The organism is Leifsonia xyli subsp. cynodontis, from assembly GCF_050632205.1.
Lineage (GTDB): Bacteria > Actinomycetota > Actinomycetes > Actinomycetales > Microbacteriaceae > Leifsonia > Leifsonia xyli_D.
This window is the reverse complement of record NZ_CP192578.1, coordinates 2,404,554-2,420,009: the sequence shown is the minus strand read 5'-3', so window position 1 is coordinate 2,420,009 and position 15,456 is coordinate 2,404,554. Positions and strand designations below refer to the sequence as shown.

The following is a 15,456-nucleotide window of genomic DNA, read 5'->3' as shown; positions in this document are numbered from 1 at the left end:
GGACGCGCATGCCAGAGATCATCACCACCATCGCCGGGCTGCGGGCCCGTGTCGCCGAGGCGCGGCGCGCCGCTCGCCAGGACGGTCCCGCCGACGCCCCGGTCGGTCGCGTCGCGCTGGTCCCGACGATGGGCGCCCTCCACCAGGGCCACCTGCGCCTCGTCTCGAGCGCCCGCGACCTCGGCGGCTTCGTCGTGGTGTCGATCTTCGTGAATCCGCTCCAGTTCGGTCCGGGCGAGGACCTGGACCGCTACCCCCGGACCCTGGATGCGGATGTCGCGGCGCTCGAGGGCCTCGCCGATGTCGTCTTCGCGCCGACGGCCGCCGAGATGTACCCGAACGGGCCGTCGGAGACGCGCGTCACGGCGGGGGAGGCCGGCACCCTGTTCGAGGGCGCGTCGCGGCCCGGCCACTTCGACGGCGTGCTGACGGTCGTGAGCAAGCTCTTCAACATCGTCCAGCCGGACGTCGCCGTGTTCGGGCAGAAGGATGCGCAGCAGGTGCACGTCATCGGCCGGATGGTCGACGACTTGAACCTGCCCGTCACGATCGCCGTGGTGGACACGGTGCGCGAGGAGGACGGCCTGGCGCTCTCCAGCCGCAACCGGTACCTGGACGGGGACGAGCGGACGGCCGCGGTCACCCTGTCCCGCGCCCTCAGGGCGGCGGCGGACACGGCGGCCGACGGCGTCCGGGCCGCGCTCGAGGCCGCGCACGCGCGCGTCGAGGCCGACCCTGCGGTTAAGCTGGACTATCTCGCGATCGTCGACCCGGAGACCTTCCGCGAGGCGACCCCCGAACACCACGGTCCCGCCCTCATGCTGATCGCCGCCCGGGTCGGGACGACCCGGTTGATCGACAACCAGCGCCTCACGACGTGACCGCGAACCAGCCAGCACCGCCACCCCGAACGGAAAGACAGCGATGACCGACGCGCAGACCACCGCGGCCGACCTCGACCAGGCCGGCGACGACGACGTCAGCGAGCAGAAGGCGGTCCGCCTGAGCAAGCGCGACCGCCTGCTCGCGGAGGCCGAGAACGCGGGCGGCGGCGCCTATCCCGTGCACGTGCCGGTCACCACGACCATCCCTGCCGTCCGCGCGAAGTGGGAGCACCTGCAGCCCGACGAGGCGTCCGGCGAGGTCGTCGGCATCGCCGGACGCGTGGTGCACCTGCGCAACACCGGCAAGCTCTGCTTCGCGGTGCTGCAGTCGGGCGACGGGTCGCGCATCCAGGTCATGGTCTCCCTCGCGGCCGTCGGCGAGGAGTCGCTCGCCGCCTGGAAGGAGCTCGTCGACCTCGGCGATCACGTCTTCGTCTCCGGCGAGGTCGCGTCGAGCCGTCGCGGTGAGCTCTCGGTGATGGCGCAGGAGTGGCGGATCGCCGCCAAGGCGCTGCTGCCGCTGCCGAACCTCCACAACGAGCTCAGCGAGGAGACCCGCGTCCGCGCCCGCTACCTCGACCTGATCGCCCGCGAGCAGGCCCGCAAGACGGTGCTCGACCGCGCCGCGGCCGTCGCCAGCCTGCGCCGCACCTTCGCCGAGCGCGAGTTCGTCGAGGTCGAGACGCCGATGCTGCAGGTCATGCACGGCGGCGCCTCCGCCCGTCCGTTCGTGACCCACTCGAACGCCTTCGACACCGAGCTGTACCTGCGCATCGCGCCCGAGCTGTACCTCAAGCGCGCCGTCGTGGGCGGCATCGACCGGGTGTTCGAGATCAACCGCAACTTCCGGAACGAGGGCGCCGACTCCACACACTCGCCGGAGTTCGCCATGCTCGAGGCGTACCAGGCCTACGGCGACTACAACTCGATCGCCGACCTGACGCAGACGCTGATCCAGGATGCGGCGGTCGCCATCTCTGGTTCGCACGTGGTCACCTGGGCCGACGGCACCGAGTACGACCTCGGCGGCGAGTGGGACCGCATCCGCATGTACGACAGCCTCTCGGACGCCATCGGCGAGGAGATCACGCCGGAGACCCCCATCGAGCGGCTGCGCGAACTGGCGGCCGACGCCGGCATCGAGATCGAGCACCCGCTCGCCGGCAAGTACGTCGAGGAGCTCTGGGAGCACTACGTCAAGACCGACCTCGTGCGCCCGACCTTCGTCATGGACTTTCCGGTCGACACCAGCCCGCTGGTGCGCGCGCACCGCTCGCGCGAGGGCGTCGTGGAGAAGTGGGACCTGTACACGCGCGGCTTCGAGCTGGCCACCGGTTACTCCGAGCTGGTCGACCCCGTCGTGCAGCGCGAGCGCTTCGTCGAGCAGGCGAAGCTCGCGGCCGCCGGCGACAACGAGGCCATGCGCCTGGATGAGGAGTTCCTGCGGGCGCTCGAGTTCGGGATGCCGCCCACCGGCGGCATGGGCATGGGCATCGACCGCCTGCTGATGGCGCTCACCGGGCTCGGCATCCGCGAGACCATCCTGTTCCCGCTGGTCAAGTAGCGTGCCCCTTCACCGCGGAGCCGCGGAGCCGCGGCGCCGCCTCACAGCGGCGCGGGTTAGCATGGGGTCGTTATGAACGACGTCATCAGCGGTATCGTCTGGGCTCTCGCGCCGACCGTGCTGGTCGGGCTGCTGTTCTGGGCGATCATGCGCGCGATCGTGCGGGCTGACCGCAATGAGCGCAAGGCCTACAGCCGCATGGAGGCGGAGGAGCGCGCCCGCCGCGGGCTCGCGCCGAAGTCCTGACTAGCGGTCCTTCGCCCGTCCGATACGGTATCCCTGGGGACGCTGCCGCGCTCCTCTGCGATCACCGGAGGGACGTGTAGATGGAGACGGGGTTCTGGATCACCCTCGGCTTCTGGGTGGCGCTCCTCGTCGACTTCGTCATCCGCGTGCTCGCCATCATCATCGTGCCGCGCAACCGCAAGCCCACCTCGGCGACCGCCTGGCTGCTGGCGATCTTCCTCATCCCGTACATCGGCATCCTGTTCTTCCTGCTGATCGGCAGCTACAAGCTGCCGAAGAGCCGGCGTCGCAAGCAGGAGGAGATCAACCGCTTCATCATCGACAGCACCGAGGGCATCGAGCGGGTGCGCCGCGACCATCCGTGGCCGCCGTGGCTCGAAGGCGTCGTCGAGCTCAACCGCAAGCTGGGCGCGATGCCGCTCGTCGGCGGCAACCGGGCAACGCTGAACGGCGACTATCAGGGATCGCTCGACGCCATGACGGCCGAGATCGGCACGGCCCGGCGGTACGTGCACATCGAGTTCTACATCCTCACCCTCGACAAGACGACCGCCCCGCTGTTCGACGCGCTCGAGCAGGCTGTGAAGCGCGGTGTGACCGTCCGCGTGCTCCTCGACCACATCGCCTCCCGGCGCACGCCCGACTACAAGCGCACCATCAAGCGCCTCACCGCGATGGGCGCCAAGTGGCAGCTCATGCTGCCGATCCAGCCGTTCCGCGGCCGGTACCAGCGGCCCGACCTGCGCAACCACCGCAAGCTGCTCATCGTCGACGGCCGCGTGGCCTTCATGGGGTCGCAGAACATCATCGACCGCAGCTACAACAAGAAGTCGAACCTGCGGCGGGGGCTCAAGTGGAAGGAGCTCATCGTCCGCCTCGAGGGCCCTATCGTCGCCGGTCTCAACGCCATCTTCATCACCGACTGGTACAGCGAGACCGACGAGTTGCTGCGCCGTGAGACCGAGCCGATCACCGACGACATCGACGAGAACCAGCTGGATGCGCAGGTGGTGCCCTCGGGCCCGGGGTTCGCCGGCGAGAACAACCTGCGGCTCTTCCTCGCGCTGCTCTACTACGCGCAGGAGCGCATCGTCATCACCTCGCCGTACTTCGTGCCCGACGAGTCGATGCTCATGGCGATCACCTCGGCGGTGCAGCGCGGCATCAAGGTCGACCTGTTCGTCTCGGAGATCGGCGACCAGGCACTGGTGTACCACGCCCAGCGCTCGTACTACGAGGCGCTGCTGCGCGCGGGGGTGCGGATCTGGATGTACAAGGCGCCGTACATCCTGCACGCCAAGCACTTCACGATCGACGACGACGTGGCCGTCATCGGGTCGAGCAACATGGACATGCGCTCGTTCCAGCTCAACATGGAGGTGTCGCTGATGGTGCGCGGCAGCTCCTTCGTCAGCGAGATGCGGAGGATCGAGGACGGCTACCGCAGCGAGAGCCGCGAGCTGACCCTCGACGAGTGGATGAAGCAGCCGCTGCGGTCCACCGTGCTGGACAACCTGGCCCGGCTGACGTCCGCGCTGCAGTAAGCGCTCAGCCGCGCGGGCGGAGCCGCACCGTCGGAAGCTCCGGCGCGGGGAGCGGTGACCCGTCGTATCCCTCGACGGTGCCGAACCGGCCCTCGGGATCGGCGCCCGCGATGACGTCGTCCTGCCAGTCGGCGCGGTAGGCCACCACGTCGTCGTGGCTGCGGCCGATGAAGTTCCACCACATCACGATCTGCTCGCCCAGCGGCTCGCCGCCGAGCAGCACCAGGCGCGTGTCGGTCAGCGTGCTGATCGTGAGCGTCTCGCGGCCGGGGCACAGGTAGGCGAGGTGGGAGACCGGGATGGTCTCGCCGTCGATCGCGACATCTCCCGCATCCACCAGCACCCCGTGCTCGAACGACGCATCCAGCGGGACCTCGATGGTCTCGCCGGCAGGCACCCGCAGCTCCGCTCCGACGAGCGGTGAGAACACGGTCGCATCCGTGCCGCTCCCGGCCAGCGCGCCGACGAAGGTGAGCACGTCGGCCGCGCCGATGCGGCCGGGCACCGGCACGTGGTGCTCGAAGAACGGGGCGATATCGCGGGATGCCGCCGGCAGCGCCACCCACAGCTGCACGCCGTGCAGCCGCGACGTCTCGGGCGTCGACACCTCCGAGTGGCTGATGCCGTGACCGGCCGTCATCAGGTTGAGCTCGCCGGGGCGCACCCGGGCGTGGCTGCCGACGCTGTCGCGGTGGTCGACCTCGCCCTCGAAGAGCCAGCTGACGGTCTGCAGGCCGGTGTGCGGGTGCGGCGGCACGCGCATCCCTCCGGTCGCCGAGACGTCGTCGGGGCCGTAGTGGTCGATGAAGCACCAGCCACCGATCAAGGAGCGCCTGCGCTGCGGCAGGGTGCGGCGCACCGTCATGGCGCGCGGACCGCCGAGGGGGACGTCGCGCGGCTCCAGGATCTCGATCCGGCCGTCGGTGAGCACGGCCGAACCGGCCACCAGTTCCGCCGGGTCGCGCTCGAGGTTGCTCATAGCGGCATCCTAGGCGTCCGCACGCCCGACCGCGCCCGGCGCATCGCTCGCCGAGTGGTGAGTGGATGCGCGAATCCGCGCCGAGTCGCGACATCTGCTCACCACTCGGCGGGGATGGCCCGCGCCGCGGCCGAGGCCGGACCGCCGACACGTGAGTGGATGCGCGAATCCGCGCCCAGTCGCGACATCTGCTCACCAGTCGGCGGGGGCGGCGCGGGCGCGGCGGCCGGTCCGGCAGCGGGCACGCAGCCGCCGTTCCTAGAATGGTGCCGTGCCCCTCACCGCCCGCCGCCTGCTCCCGGCCGTCGCCGCGCTCGCAGCGGTCGCCGTACTCGCGGGCTGCAGCACGGCGCCCGGCCGCCCACTCGAGGACTACGCGGGGAGCCCAAGGGCGTGGATGCGCCCCCGAGCAGCGCAGGCGGAGCTTCCTGGGCCGCGTGGCTGGAGGAGGGCACGCAGTTCGCCATCGTCCTATACGGCAGCTCGACCTGCCCGCCGAAGGTGCAGAACGTCGAGGCCACGGGGCCGAAGACCATCAAGGCCATTCTCGCGCCGGCGCCCGGCGGCATCTGCACCCGCGACTTCGTGCCGCACACCACGGTCTTCGCCACCCCGGACCGCATCGGCAAGGGCGTCTCGGTGACCGTCGAACTGCCCGACGCGACGCTCACGCTGCCCGTCCGCGAGGGCTGACGGCGGGCAATCCGCCCGGTCCCGCACGGCGCGTCACGCCCACGGCGAACAGGGCCACGAGACCGGGGAACCGGTGGTTACTCTCTTTGTATCGACGCCGAACCTGCAACGGTGTCGCCGAGGAGTAGACATGTTCGAGAGATTCACCGACCGAGCCCGCCGTGTCGTCGTCCTGGCCCAAGAAGAGGCCAAGATGCTGAACCACAACTACATCGGGACGGAGCACATCCTGCTCGGCCTGATCCACGAGGGCGAGGGCGTCGCCGCCAAGGCCCTCGAGTCGCTCGGCATCTCGCTCGACGCCGTTCGCGAGCAGGTGCAGGACATCATCGGCCAGGGCCAGCAGCAGCCGACCGGCCACATCCCGTTCACGCCGCGCGCCAAGAAGGTGCTCGAGCTCAGCCTCCGCGAGGCCCTCCAGCTCGGCCACAACTACATCGGCACCGAGCACATCCTGCTCGGCCTCATCCGTGAGGGCGAGGGCGTCGCCGCCCAGGTGCTCGTGAAGCTGGGCGCCGACCTCAACCGTGTCCGCCAGCAGGTCATCCAGCTCCTCTCCGGTTACCAGGGCAAGGAGCAGGTCCAGGTGGGCGGCAACGATCAGAACACCGCGCAGGCCGGTAGCCAGATCCTCGACCAGTTCGGCCGCAACCTCACGCAGGCAGCTCGCGACAACAAGCTCGACCCCGTGATCGGGCGCGAGAAGGAGATCGAGCGCGTCATGCAGATCCTGTCGCGCCGCTCCAAGAACAACCCCGTGCTGATCGGCGAGCCCGGCGTCGGCAAGACCGCCGTCGTCGAGGGCCTGGCGCAGGCGATCGTCCGCGGCGACGTCCCCGAGACGCTGAAGGACAAGCAGCTCTATACGCTCGACCTCGGCTCCCTCATCGCCGGCTCCCGCTACCGCGGTGACTTCGAAGAGCGCCTGAAGAAGGTCACCAAGGAGATCCGCACCCGCGGCGACATCATCACCTTCATCGACGAGATCCACACCCTCGTCGGCGCGGGTGCCGCCGAGGGCGCGATCGACGCGGCCTCCATCCTGAAGCCGCTGCTCGCCCGTGGTGAGCTGCAGACCATCGGCGCGACCACGCTCGACGAGTACCGCAAGCACTTCGAGAAGGATGCGGCCCTCGAGCGCCGCTTCCAGCCCATCCAGGTGGCCGAGCCGTCGCTGCCCCACGCGATCAACATCCTCAAGGGGCTGCGCGACCGCTACGAGGCGCACCACAAGGTGTCCATCACCGACGGTGCGATCGTCGCGGCGGCGAACCTGGCCGACCGCTACATCCAGGACCGCTTCCTGCCGGACAAGGCCATCGACCTGATCGACGAGGCGGGCGCCCGCCTGCGCCTGTCGATCCTCTCCGCCCCGCCGGAGCTGCGCGAGTTCGACGACAAGATCGCCGCCGTGCGCTCCCAGAAGGAGGCCGCGATCGAGGACCAGGACTTCGAGAAGGCCGCGAGCCTGCGCGACGAGGAGAAGAACCTCCTCGGCGAGCGCCTCCGCCTCGAGAAGCAGTGGCGCTCGGGCGAGGTCAAGACCACGGCCGAGGTCGACGAGGGCCTGATCGCCGAAGTGCTGGCCCAGGCGACCGGCATCCCGGTGTTCAAGCTCACCGAGGAGGAGTCGGCCCGTCTCGTCTACATGGAGCAGGCGCTGCACCAGCGGGTCATCGGTCAGGAGGAGGCCATCGCGGCACTCTCCAAGACGATCCGCCGCACCCGCGCCGGCCTGAAGGACCCGAAGCGTCCCTCCGGCTCGTTCATCTTCGCCGGCCCCACCGGTGTCGGTAAGACCGAGCTGGCGAAGGCGCTCGCCGAGTTCCTGTTCGACGACGAGTCGGCGATGATCTCGCTCGACATGTCGGAGTACGGCGAGAAGCACACCGTCTCCCGACTGTTCGGCGCCCCCCGGGTTCGTCGGCTTCGAGGAGGGCGGCCAGCTGACCGAGAAGGTCCGCCGCAAGCCGTTCAGCGTCGTCCTGTTCGACGAGATCGAGAAGGCGCACCCCGACATCTTCAACTCGCTGCTCCAGATCCTGGAGGAGGGACGTCTGACGGATGGCCAGGGTCGCGTGGTCGACTTCAAGAACACCGTGATCATCATGACCACCAACCTCGGAACGAAGGACATCTCCGGCGGCCCCGTCGGTTTCCAGATCGAGGGCGACCCGACGACCGGTTACGACCGGATGCGCGGCAAGGTCTACGAGGAGCTGAAGAAGAACTTCAAGCCGGAGTTCCTGAACCGCGTCGACGAGATCATCGTCTTCCCGCAGCTCAGCAAGCCGGAGCTCCTGCAGATCGTCGACCTGTTCATCAAGCGCCTGTCGACCCGCCTGCTCGACCGCGACATGACCATCGAGCTGACTGTCCCGGCCAAGGAGCGGCTGATCGAGGTCGGGTTCGACCCGACGCTCGGCGCGCGCCCGCTGCGCCGCGCGGTTCAGCACGAGATCGAGGACCGGCTCAGCGAGAAGATCCTGCACGGCGAGCTGAACGCGGGCGACCACGTCCACGTCGACTTCGCCGACGGCGACTTCGTCTTCACGACGACGACCCGCAAGGAGCCGATCGGCGCCGGCATCAACTCCGCCGCCGCCATCGGCACCGGCCCAGCCACGCCGGACCTCGCCGCGAACGACTGAGTCGTAACGCTTCACCGGAACGGCCGGTGCCCGCACGTCGGGCACCGGCCGTTCCGCGTTCCCGGGTGGTGCCGCATTCGCCGACCGCACGGGCCCGGCCGACCGGTGCTCCCGCCGCTCGGCCACGGGCGGCTGGCCTGCCGCCACTCGGTAGGGTGGAACGGTGAGCGACAGCGGACCAGGGTTCAGCATCCGGCGCGCGCGGACGGGCGACGTCCAGCGCATCCAGGAGCTCGTGGAGCCGCTCGTGCAGCGACGAATCCTGCTCGGCAAGGAGACGGTCACCTTCTACGAGGCCGTGCAGGAGTTCCGGGTGGCGGAGGACGCCGACGGACGCCTCATCGGCTGTGGCGCGCTGCACGTCATGTGGAGCGACCTCGGCGAGGTGCGCACGCTGGCCGTCGCCGACGAGTGGCTGGGACGTGGCGTCGGCCGCGCGCTGCTCGCCAGGCTGGAGTCGGATGCGCGCGAGCTCGGCCTCGACCGGCTGTTCTGCCTGACGTTCGAGGTGGGGTTCTTCGCCCGCAACGGCTTCGAGGACATGGGCGCGGAGACGGTCGACCCGCAGTTGTACGCCGAGCTGGTGCGTTCGCACGACGAGGGCGTCGCGGAGTTCCTCGACCTCGCCCGGGTGAAGCCGAACACGCTCGGCAACACGCGCATGCTGAAGCATCTCTGAGGGCTGCTCACGTGCCGGGCGCGCCTGCCCTGGCTGCGCCGAGGCGCTGGTTATAGTGCGGGCATGTCGACGTTCAAGCATCCGGTCGGCCCCCAGCCCAGCAGCGTCTACTGGCGTCGCCGGCTCATCGTCCTCCTCGGCGTCATCGCTGTGGTCGTCGTCATCGTGCTCATCGTCGCGCGCCCCGGTTCGGCGGGCGGCGAGCCTGCCAAGCGTCCGGTTCCGGCGAGCACCGCGACGCCTGCTGCCGTCGCGACGAGCATCCCGACCAGCAGCGCCTCCGCCGACGGCCAGCCGTGCAAGCCCGCGGACGTGAAGGTGGAGGCCGTCACGGACAAGGGCGAGTACGCGGCGGGCGAGCTGCCGCAGCTCTCTGTCGCGATCACGAACACCGGCTCGTCGGCGTGCACCATCGACGCCGGCACGGCGCAGCAGACGTTCACCATCACGAGCGGCTCGGAGGTGTACTGGAAGTCGACGGACTGCCAGAGCCAGACGGTGGATGCGGAGGTGCTCCTCAAGCCCGGCAAGACGATCGCGTCGCAGGCCCCGATCACGTGGGACCGTACGCGCTCGGACCCGTCGACGTGCCAGGCGAAGCGCGAGCAGGTGCCCGCGGCCGGCGCGTCGTACCACCTGGAGACGAGCGTCGCCGGCATCAAGAGCTCGGAGACGAAGCAGTTCATCCTCCGGTGACGCTGCCGCGGGCGTCGGGCGCGGGCGCCGCGCGTCGCGCGCCGGGCGTCGGGCGTCGGGCGCCGAGTGGTGAGTCGATGTCCCTATTCGGGCCGAGTGGTGAATTGATGTCGCGACTCGGGGCTGGTGGCGAGAAGGGGAGCCGCGCCACCGCGCGCGTCGGCGCCGAGTGGTGAGTCGATGTCGCTATCCATGCCGAGTGGTGAGTTGATGTCGCGACTCGGCGGGGAGTGGCGAGAAGGGGAGCCGCGCCACCGCGCGCGACGGCGTCGAGTGGCGACTCGATGCGCCTATTCCGGCCGAGTGGTGAGTTGATGTCGCGACTCGGGGAGCCACGGCCACCCCGGCCGGCAGACGCCGCTTGCGGCGACGTCAGAACGCCGCGTCGAGCTCGCGCTCCCGGTCGGTCGTCGCGGCCGCGAAGGCCAGGCGCAGTGCCTCGCGGATGGACGCGCTGCGGTCGTCGACCCGCGTGCTGAACCCGAGGCGGGCGGCCTCGGCCGTGCGCTGCTTGCCGCTCACGACCGGCCGGATCTCGCCGGCCAGGCTGATCTCCCCGAAGGCCGCCAGCGTGTGGGGGATGGCACGGTCCGTAGCCGCGGACGCGATGGCCAGGGCGATCGCCAGGTCGGCGCCCGGCTCGGACAGGCGTACGCCGCCGACCGTCGAGACGTAGACGTCTTTGTCGCCGAGCTTGATGCCCGCGCGCCGTTCGAGCACGGCGAGGAGCATCGCCACGCGCGACGAGTCGACGCCGTTGGTGACGCGGCGCGGGTTGGGCGCCGCGGTGCCGACGACGAGCGCCTGCACCTCGACGGGGAGCGGACGCCGCCCTTCCATGGCGACCGTCACGCACGTTCCGGAAACGGGCGTCGTCGTGCGGCTGAGGAACAGTCCGCTCGGGTCGGGCACCTCGGCGATTCCGTCGCCCGCCATCTCGAAGCAGCCGACCTCGTCGGTGGGGCCGAACCGGTTCTTCAGCGCCCGGACGAACCGCAGCGCCGTCTGCCTGTCGCCCTCGAACTGACACACCACATCCACCAGGTGCTCGAGCAGCCGCGGGCCTGCGATCGAGCCGTCCTTTGTGACGTGGCCGACGATCAGGACCGGCAGATCGCGCTCCTTGGCGACGCGGATGAGCGTGCTGGCGACCTCGCGCACCTGGCTGGGGCCCCCGACGATGCCCTCGCCCGTACTGCTCGACACCGTCTGCACCGAGTCGATGATGACGAGCGACGGCTCCACCGCGTCGATCTGCGCGATGATCGTCGCGAGGTCGGTCTCGGAGGCCAGGAAGAGCTCGTCGTGGACGGCGCCGGTGCGCTCGGCGCGCATCCTGACCTGGCTGACGCTCTCTTCGGCGCTCACGTAGAGCACGCGGTTGCGGGCGCGGGCCGCACGGGACGCGACCTCGAGCAGGAGGGTGGACTTGCCGACGCCGGGCTCGCCGCTCAGCAGGATGGCCGCCCCCGGCACGATGCCCCCGCCGAGCACGCGGTCGAACTCGCTGATCCCGCTCGGCCGCCGTCGCACACCCTCGGCCCGGATGTCGGTGATCGCGCGGGCCTCCCGACCGGACGCGATGGTCACCGGCTTGAGGGCACGGAGGACGCCGGTGGGCTGCGCCTGCTCGGACAGCGTTCCCCATGCGTCGCACTCCGAGCACTGGCCGACCCACTTGACGGTGGACCAGCCGCATTCGGAGCAGCGGTAGTTGATGGACGCCTTCGGCACGGCACCTCCTCGATCGGGGTCCACACTACGGGGACCCACTGTCATCGGAGGGAGGATCGCGGAAGGCTGTGGACTTCCCGCTGCAGCCCGAGGATGTGAGCACTTCTGCGGCCGTGCGCCCGAGTGCAGAATGGGCGGCATGGCTGACCGCATGTTCACCCTCCGTTCCGGCCGCGTCCTCGGGGTCACCGGCTACGGCGACTCCGACGCCGAGCGCCTCGTGATCTTCTGCCACGCGGCCCCCGGGTCGTCGGTCTTCGATCCGGACCCCGACGCCTCCGCCGAGCGCAACGCCCACATCGTGGCGATCGATCGCCCGGGCTACGGTTCGAGCGACCCGTGGCCGCACGGCCACTGGCCCAGCATCACGCAGGCCGCGGACGACATCGCCGAGTACCTCCGCTCGATCGTCCTGGCCGAGTCCGTGATCGGCGTGACTCGTCCCCGCACGGTGGGCGTCGCGGGGTGGTCGGCCGGCGGGCGCGTGGCGCTCGCTCTGGCCGCACGCCATCCCCAGCTCATCGACCGCGTCGCGATCGTCGGCACGCCGGCTCCGAACGAGGCCGTGCCGTGGATCGATCCGCACCTCCAGTCGCTGTCGGACGAACTGGCCGCCATGGAGCCGGACGAGGCCATGTCGCGCCTCGGCGCCATGCTTCAGCCCCAGGCGGACGAGGTGGCCGCCGCCTCGGAGCCGGGTGAGGTGCCGCTGACCGCTCTGGGCATCGGCGCCGTGGACGAGCAGGCGCTGGCGCGTCCCGGCGTGCACGACCGTCTCGGCCGGATGCTGAAGGACGCCTTCCGGCAGGGGACCGCGGGCGTGGCGGGCGACATCCTGAGCTACACGGCCCGCCCGTGGGGCTTCGAGCCGGCGGATGTGGCGGCCAAGGCGCTGATCATCGCCGGGCAGGCCGACCAACTGGCCGGGCATGCGCACGCCGCCTGGTACCAGCGTGCGCTACCGAACGCGCGGATGGAGATGGTGCCCGGCGCCGGACACCTGGCCATCGTGCCGATGTGGGGGCGCATCCTCTCGCACCTCGCACCGGCGACGGTCACGCGCTGAGCTGTTCCTGGGCGACGCTCTCGCCGTGACGGGGGTAGAGCCCGCGCGCCCGGGCCGTCACCGCGGGAAGGAACGCGGACGCCCACACGCGGTAGCCGTGGTCGTTGGGGTGGAAGAGGTCCTCGGCGAACTGGGTGAAGATACCCCGCAGCCCCTGCTGCCGCATCGTCTCGTGCAGGGGCACGACCTGCAGGCCGCGAGTGGAGGCTTCCTCGCGCAGGATGCGGTTGCCCTCCGCGACGAGCCGCTCGTTCCATGGCAGGAAGAAATAGGGAAGGTCGGCGACGATCGCATGTTCGGGCACGGCCGCGAACACCGCCCGCAGCCCCTGCCGGAACCGCTCCGGCTCGAAGGAAGCGATATCGTTCGCCCCGATGGAGACGGTGACGATGTCGGCCTGCAGCTTCGCGAACCGGGGGAGCTGGTCGGCGACGGCCAGCGCCACGGTTGCCCCAGAGACGGAGAGGTTGACGACGCGGACCGTCCGTCCGGTGACCGCCCGGAGGTGGTCGGCGATGACGCCGACGTAGCTGTTCTTCGGGGCGGAGGCGCCGATCCCCTGGGCGGCGCTGTCGCCTATGGCGACGTAGAGCAGTTCGCCCTGGTCTTTGGCGGCGTCCCGCCACCACTTGGAGTGCACTGGGAGCAGCTCGTTCAGCCGCACCCGCCCCTCCGCGACCGCCGCCCGCTTCGCCTCGAAGCGCCGCCAGCCCACCAGTCCCAGCACGGCGGAGGTCACGAGGCTCACGGCGGTGACGGCGATGCGGGGTACTGCTCTCATGCACCGAACAGTACCCCGGGCCACCGACGTCTTCACCGCCTCCCGCCCGATTGGAGACGACCGCCCGAATCGCGTACGATAGTCCGCGGTACCGTGTCCGAGCGGCCGAAGGTGCAACTCTCGAAAAGTTGTGTGGGTGAAAGCCCACCGTGGGTTCAAATCCCACCGGTACCGCCACGTGCAAGCCCCCGCGATCCCAGTGTTTACAAGGGATCCGGGGGTTTTCGCTTTCGTCGGATTGGGCGTCTCACTCAGGGGACGCTGCAGAGCCGTTAGGCGAGCACTCGAATCTCACCAGCGGCGAGCGTGGGCGGGCTTTGCTCATTGACCACATGGACCACGTCGGCTAGGTGTTCGGCACTGATGGGCGGTCGGGCTTTCCGAAGGCCGCGTCTGGTTCGGCGCGGGCGAGTAGGCGCACTTCGTCGAGGGCCCGGGGAGAGGGCCCTGCACGTTCGAGCCGGTCTGCAGGCTGTCGCCGGAGCCCGGCATTGCGGCACATGCCAGGCCACCTCGCCGTTGTTGTGGAGTCTGGCTGCGAGAGGCGCATTCTGCTGGGCGACGCGATCACGATCCCGCAGCAGATAGCCGAGGATGGCTGGCGTTCGATGGGCGATGTGGATGTGTCCCGCGCCGAGATGACCCGTCGTGGGCTGTGGGCGCAGCTCGCCGAGCAGGGTACGACCGGGGTCGGCGCGCACTTTCCCGAGCTGCAGAGAGGGCGCGCGGTTGCGGGGAAGTGGTCGGCCGTCGGCGACTAGTGGGGCCCGTGCGGACAAGCGACGCGCTTGTCTTCCGTCATGCGGCGGACCTACGTTGGTCGGGACGAGTCCCGGATGTTCCGGTACCGGGTGGTCTTGGGTAGCGCATCCCTTTCTGGCCCCCTCTGGAGCACAGGCGTCACGTGACGCTGGTAGGCACGCACACTTTCGGGGGCCGGGTGGTCTACGAGGGTTATCGGAGACGTCGCTATGGGAACTTCGAGCGACGCTGACAGGCGTCCGGCCACGGCTCGTGGGATCGTGGCTCCATGACAGGCATCGACGTCTTTCGGCTGCGCGAGGAGGCCGCCGCACGCGCGCTGGCTCGACCCGTTACGCCGTTCGCCGGAACGGTGGAGAACACCGAGATCGCTGAGGGATCGGGTGCCCGTGCCGCACGGTGGTACCGTCCGACTTCGGCGCGCGATCAGGAGCTGGCGGTGGTCTTCCTCCACGGCGGTTATGGCGTGCTCGGCGATCTGAACCTGCAGGACGGCTATTGCCGCCGCGTCGCCTCGACCCTAGGGGTCGCCGTGCTCGCGACCGACTACCGGCTGGCGCCCGAGCATCGGATCGGCGACTCGGCAGCCGACGCCATCTCGGCCGCGAGGACGGCGCGAGCCTCCGGCGCCCGACGCGTCGTGCTGTGGGGGGACTCAGCGGGCGGCGCGGTCGCACTCGAGGCTGCGCGCACCGCGGACGCGACGGCGCTCGTGCTGTCGAATCCCAACGTCGATCTGAGCCTGGCCGGGCTCGATGCGACCGCGCCGGGCGGACCGGACGCGTCGCTCTCCGCCTGGGCGTTCGAACGCTGGACCGGTGCCCCTCTCGGCAGCGCCCCGAACCTCGCGTCAGACGTGTCGGGTCTGCCGCCACTGTTCGCGGCGGTCGGGTCAGCAGACTCACTCGTCCCAGACGCGGTCCGGCTGGTGAGGGCGTACGGGGAAGCGGGGCTCGAGGCGGCGCTGATGGTGATAGCCGGCGCGTCTCACGGCTTCATGGGCGGCCCGGACGAGCGCGCGGTGAGCCGCGTGCTGCGGGCGGCGCGCGACTTCGTGGATCGCCTCACGTGACCGCCTCGCCGTCTGCGATTCATCGGTGGATCCGGGCGTATTAAGGGGTGGCGCATCATCCTGCTGCGGATGTGTAATACCGCCGTCCGGATCCTTTCCCGAAGG

13 protein-coding genes, 1 tRNA gene and 1 pseudogene are annotated in these 15,456 nt (G+C 70.2%); 12 read left to right on the top strand and 3 right to left on the bottom strand.

The annotated features are described in order from the left end of the window. The first annotated feature begins 8 nt into the window (after positions 1-8). The 4 genes from panC to cls all read left to right on the top strand — a co-directional run bounded on the left by panC (position 9) and on the right by cls (position 4,238). The gene (panC, locus tag ACQ86M_RS11985) at positions 9-881 is read left to right on the top strand and encodes a pantoate--beta-alanine ligase (protein ID WP_431245618.1); all 873 of its coding nucleotides are present in this window, start codon (positions 9-11) and stop codon (positions 879-881) included. Positions 882-924: 43 nt separating this feature from the next. Then, positions 925-2,448 carry a lysine--tRNA ligase gene (lysS, locus tag ACQ86M_RS11980; protein WP_431245617.1) on the top strand — a complete coding sequence of 508 codons (1,524 nt, stop codon included), beginning with the start codon at positions 925-927 and terminating at the stop codon, positions 2,446-2,448. Between the two features lie 72 nt (positions 2,449-2,520). Continuing rightward, positions 2,521-2,694: a hypothetical protein gene (locus tag ACQ86M_RS11975; RefSeq protein ID WP_431218892.1), complete on the top strand. Its 174-nt coding sequence runs from the start codon at positions 2,521-2,523 to the stop codon at positions 2,692-2,694. 80 nt (positions 2,695-2,774) lie between these two features. Further along, positions 2,775-4,238, top strand: coding sequence for a cardiolipin synthase (gene cls / locus ACQ86M_RS11970; protein ID WP_431245616.1), 1,464 nt, complete (start codon positions 2,775-2,777; stop codon positions 4,236-4,238). A 4-nt stretch (positions 4,239-4,242) separates the two neighbouring features. On the opposite strand, the gene ACQ86M_RS11965 is transcribed toward cls, so the two are convergent. Beyond that, positions 4,243-5,217 carry a pirin family protein gene (locus ACQ86M_RS11965; RefSeq protein WP_431245615.1) on the bottom strand — a complete coding sequence of 325 codons (975 nt, stop codon included), beginning with the start codon at positions 5,215-5,217 and terminating at the stop codon, positions 4,243-4,245. Between the two features lie 393 nt (positions 5,218-5,610). Between ACQ86M_RS11965 and ACQ86M_RS11960 the strand changes: the two genes are divergently transcribed. The 4 genes and pseudogenes from ACQ86M_RS11960 to ACQ86M_RS11945 all read left to right on the top strand — a co-directional run bounded on the left by ACQ86M_RS11960 (position 5,611) and on the right by ACQ86M_RS11945 (position 9,936). Continuing rightward, positions 5,611-5,910 carry a hypothetical protein gene (locus ACQ86M_RS11960; protein WP_431245614.1) on the top strand — a complete coding sequence of 100 codons (300 nt, stop codon included), beginning with the start codon at positions 5,611-5,613 and terminating at the stop codon, positions 5,908-5,910. Between the two features lie 130 nt (positions 5,911-6,040). Further along, positions 6,041-8,561: pseudogene (locus ACQ86M_RS11955) on the top strand (ATP-dependent Clp protease ATP-binding subunit). Positions 8,562-8,724: 163 nt separating this feature from the next. Then, positions 8,725-9,240: an amino-acid N-acetyltransferase gene (locus ACQ86M_RS11950; protein WP_431245613.1), complete on the top strand. Its 516-nt coding sequence runs from the start codon at positions 8,725-8,727 to the stop codon at positions 9,238-9,240. A gap of 63 nt (positions 9,241-9,303) precedes the next feature. Then, positions 9,304-9,936 (top strand): hypothetical protein, encoded by a 633-nt coding sequence (locus ACQ86M_RS11945; RefSeq protein WP_431245612.1) that lies wholly within the window; start codon positions 9,304-9,306, stop codon positions 9,934-9,936. A 372-nt stretch (positions 9,937-10,308) separates the two neighbouring features. On the opposite strand, the gene radA is transcribed toward ACQ86M_RS11945, so the two are convergent. Further along, positions 10,309-11,670, bottom strand: a complete 1,362-nt coding sequence (radA, locus tag ACQ86M_RS11940; RefSeq protein ID WP_431245611.1) for a DNA repair protein RadA — start codon at positions 11,668-11,670, stop codon at positions 10,309-10,311. A 139-nt stretch (positions 11,671-11,809) separates the two neighbouring features. On the opposite strand from radA, the gene ACQ86M_RS11935 reads away from it, so the two are divergent. Continuing rightward, positions 11,810-12,736, top strand: a complete 927-nt coding sequence (locus ACQ86M_RS11935; protein ID WP_431245610.1) for an alpha/beta fold hydrolase — start codon at positions 11,810-11,812, stop codon at positions 12,734-12,736. On the opposite strand, the gene ACQ86M_RS11930 is transcribed toward ACQ86M_RS11935, so the two are convergent. Continuing rightward, the gene (locus ACQ86M_RS11930) at positions 12,726-13,517 is read right to left on the bottom strand and encodes an SGNH/GDSL hydrolase family protein (RefSeq protein ID WP_431245609.1); all 792 of its coding nucleotides are present in this window, start codon (positions 13,515-13,517) and stop codon (positions 12,726-12,728) included. The two genes, ACQ86M_RS11935 and ACQ86M_RS11930, sit on opposite strands and share 11 nt — an antisense overlap. A gap of 87 nt (positions 13,518-13,604) precedes the next feature. Between ACQ86M_RS11930 and ACQ86M_RS11925 the strand changes: the two genes are divergently transcribed. The 3 genes from ACQ86M_RS11925 (at position 13,605) to ACQ86M_RS11915 (ending at position 15,351) form a co-directional block, all read left to right on the top strand. Further along, positions 13,605-13,694: transfer RNA gene (locus ACQ86M_RS11925), tRNA-Ser, on the top strand. Positions 13,695-14,017: 323 nt separating this feature from the next. After that, on the top strand, positions 14,018-14,278 hold the full coding sequence (locus tag ACQ86M_RS11920) for a hypothetical protein (RefSeq protein ID WP_431245608.1): 261 nt from the start codon (positions 14,018-14,020) through the stop codon (positions 14,276-14,278). Positions 14,279-14,547: 269 nt separating this feature from the next. Then, positions 14,548-15,351, top strand: coding sequence for an alpha/beta hydrolase (locus ACQ86M_RS11915; protein ID WP_431245607.1), 804 nt, complete (start codon positions 14,548-14,550; stop codon positions 15,349-15,351). Positions 15,352-15,456 lie beyond the last annotated feature (105 nt).

Excerpts from the sequence above, each read along its gene's own strand:
- panC (WP_431245618.1), top strand. The coding sequence starts at position 9 with ATGCCAGAGATCATCACCACCATCGCCGGGCTGCGGGCCCGTGTCGCC.
- ACQ86M_RS11935 (WP_431245610.1), top strand. The coding sequence starts at position 11,810 with ATGGCTGACCGCATGTTCACCCTCCGTTCCGGCCGCGTCCTCGGGGTC.
- cls (WP_431245616.1), top strand. The coding sequence starts at position 2,775 with ATGGAGACGGGGTTCTGGATCACCCTCGGCTTCTGGGTGGCGCTCCTC.
- ACQ86M_RS11920 (WP_431245608.1), top strand. The coding sequence starts at position 14,018 with ATGCCAGGCCACCTCGCCGTTGTTGTGGAGTCTGGCTGCGAGAGGCGC.
- ACQ86M_RS11915 (WP_431245607.1), top strand. The coding sequence starts at position 14,548 with ATGACAGGCATCGACGTCTTTCGGCTGCGCGAGGAGGCCGCCGCACGC.
- ACQ86M_RS11975 (WP_431218892.1), top strand. The coding sequence starts at position 2,521 with ATGAACGACGTCATCAGCGGTATCGTCTGGGCTCTCGCGCCGACCGTG.
- ACQ86M_RS11945 (WP_431245612.1), top strand. The coding sequence starts at position 9,304 with ATGTCGACGTTCAAGCATCCGGTCGGCCCCCAGCCCAGCAGCGTCTAC.
- ACQ86M_RS11930 (WP_431245609.1), bottom strand. The coding sequence starts at position 13,517 with ATGAGAGCAGTACCCCGCATCGCCGTCACCGCCGTGAGCCTCGTGACC.
- lysS (WP_431245617.1), top strand. The coding sequence starts at position 925 with ATGACCGACGCGCAGACCACCGCGGCCGACCTCGACCAGGCCGGCGAC.
- ACQ86M_RS11965 (WP_431245615.1), bottom strand. The coding sequence starts at position 5,217 with ATGAGCAACCTCGAGCGCGACCCGGCGGAACTGGTGGCCGGTTCGGCC.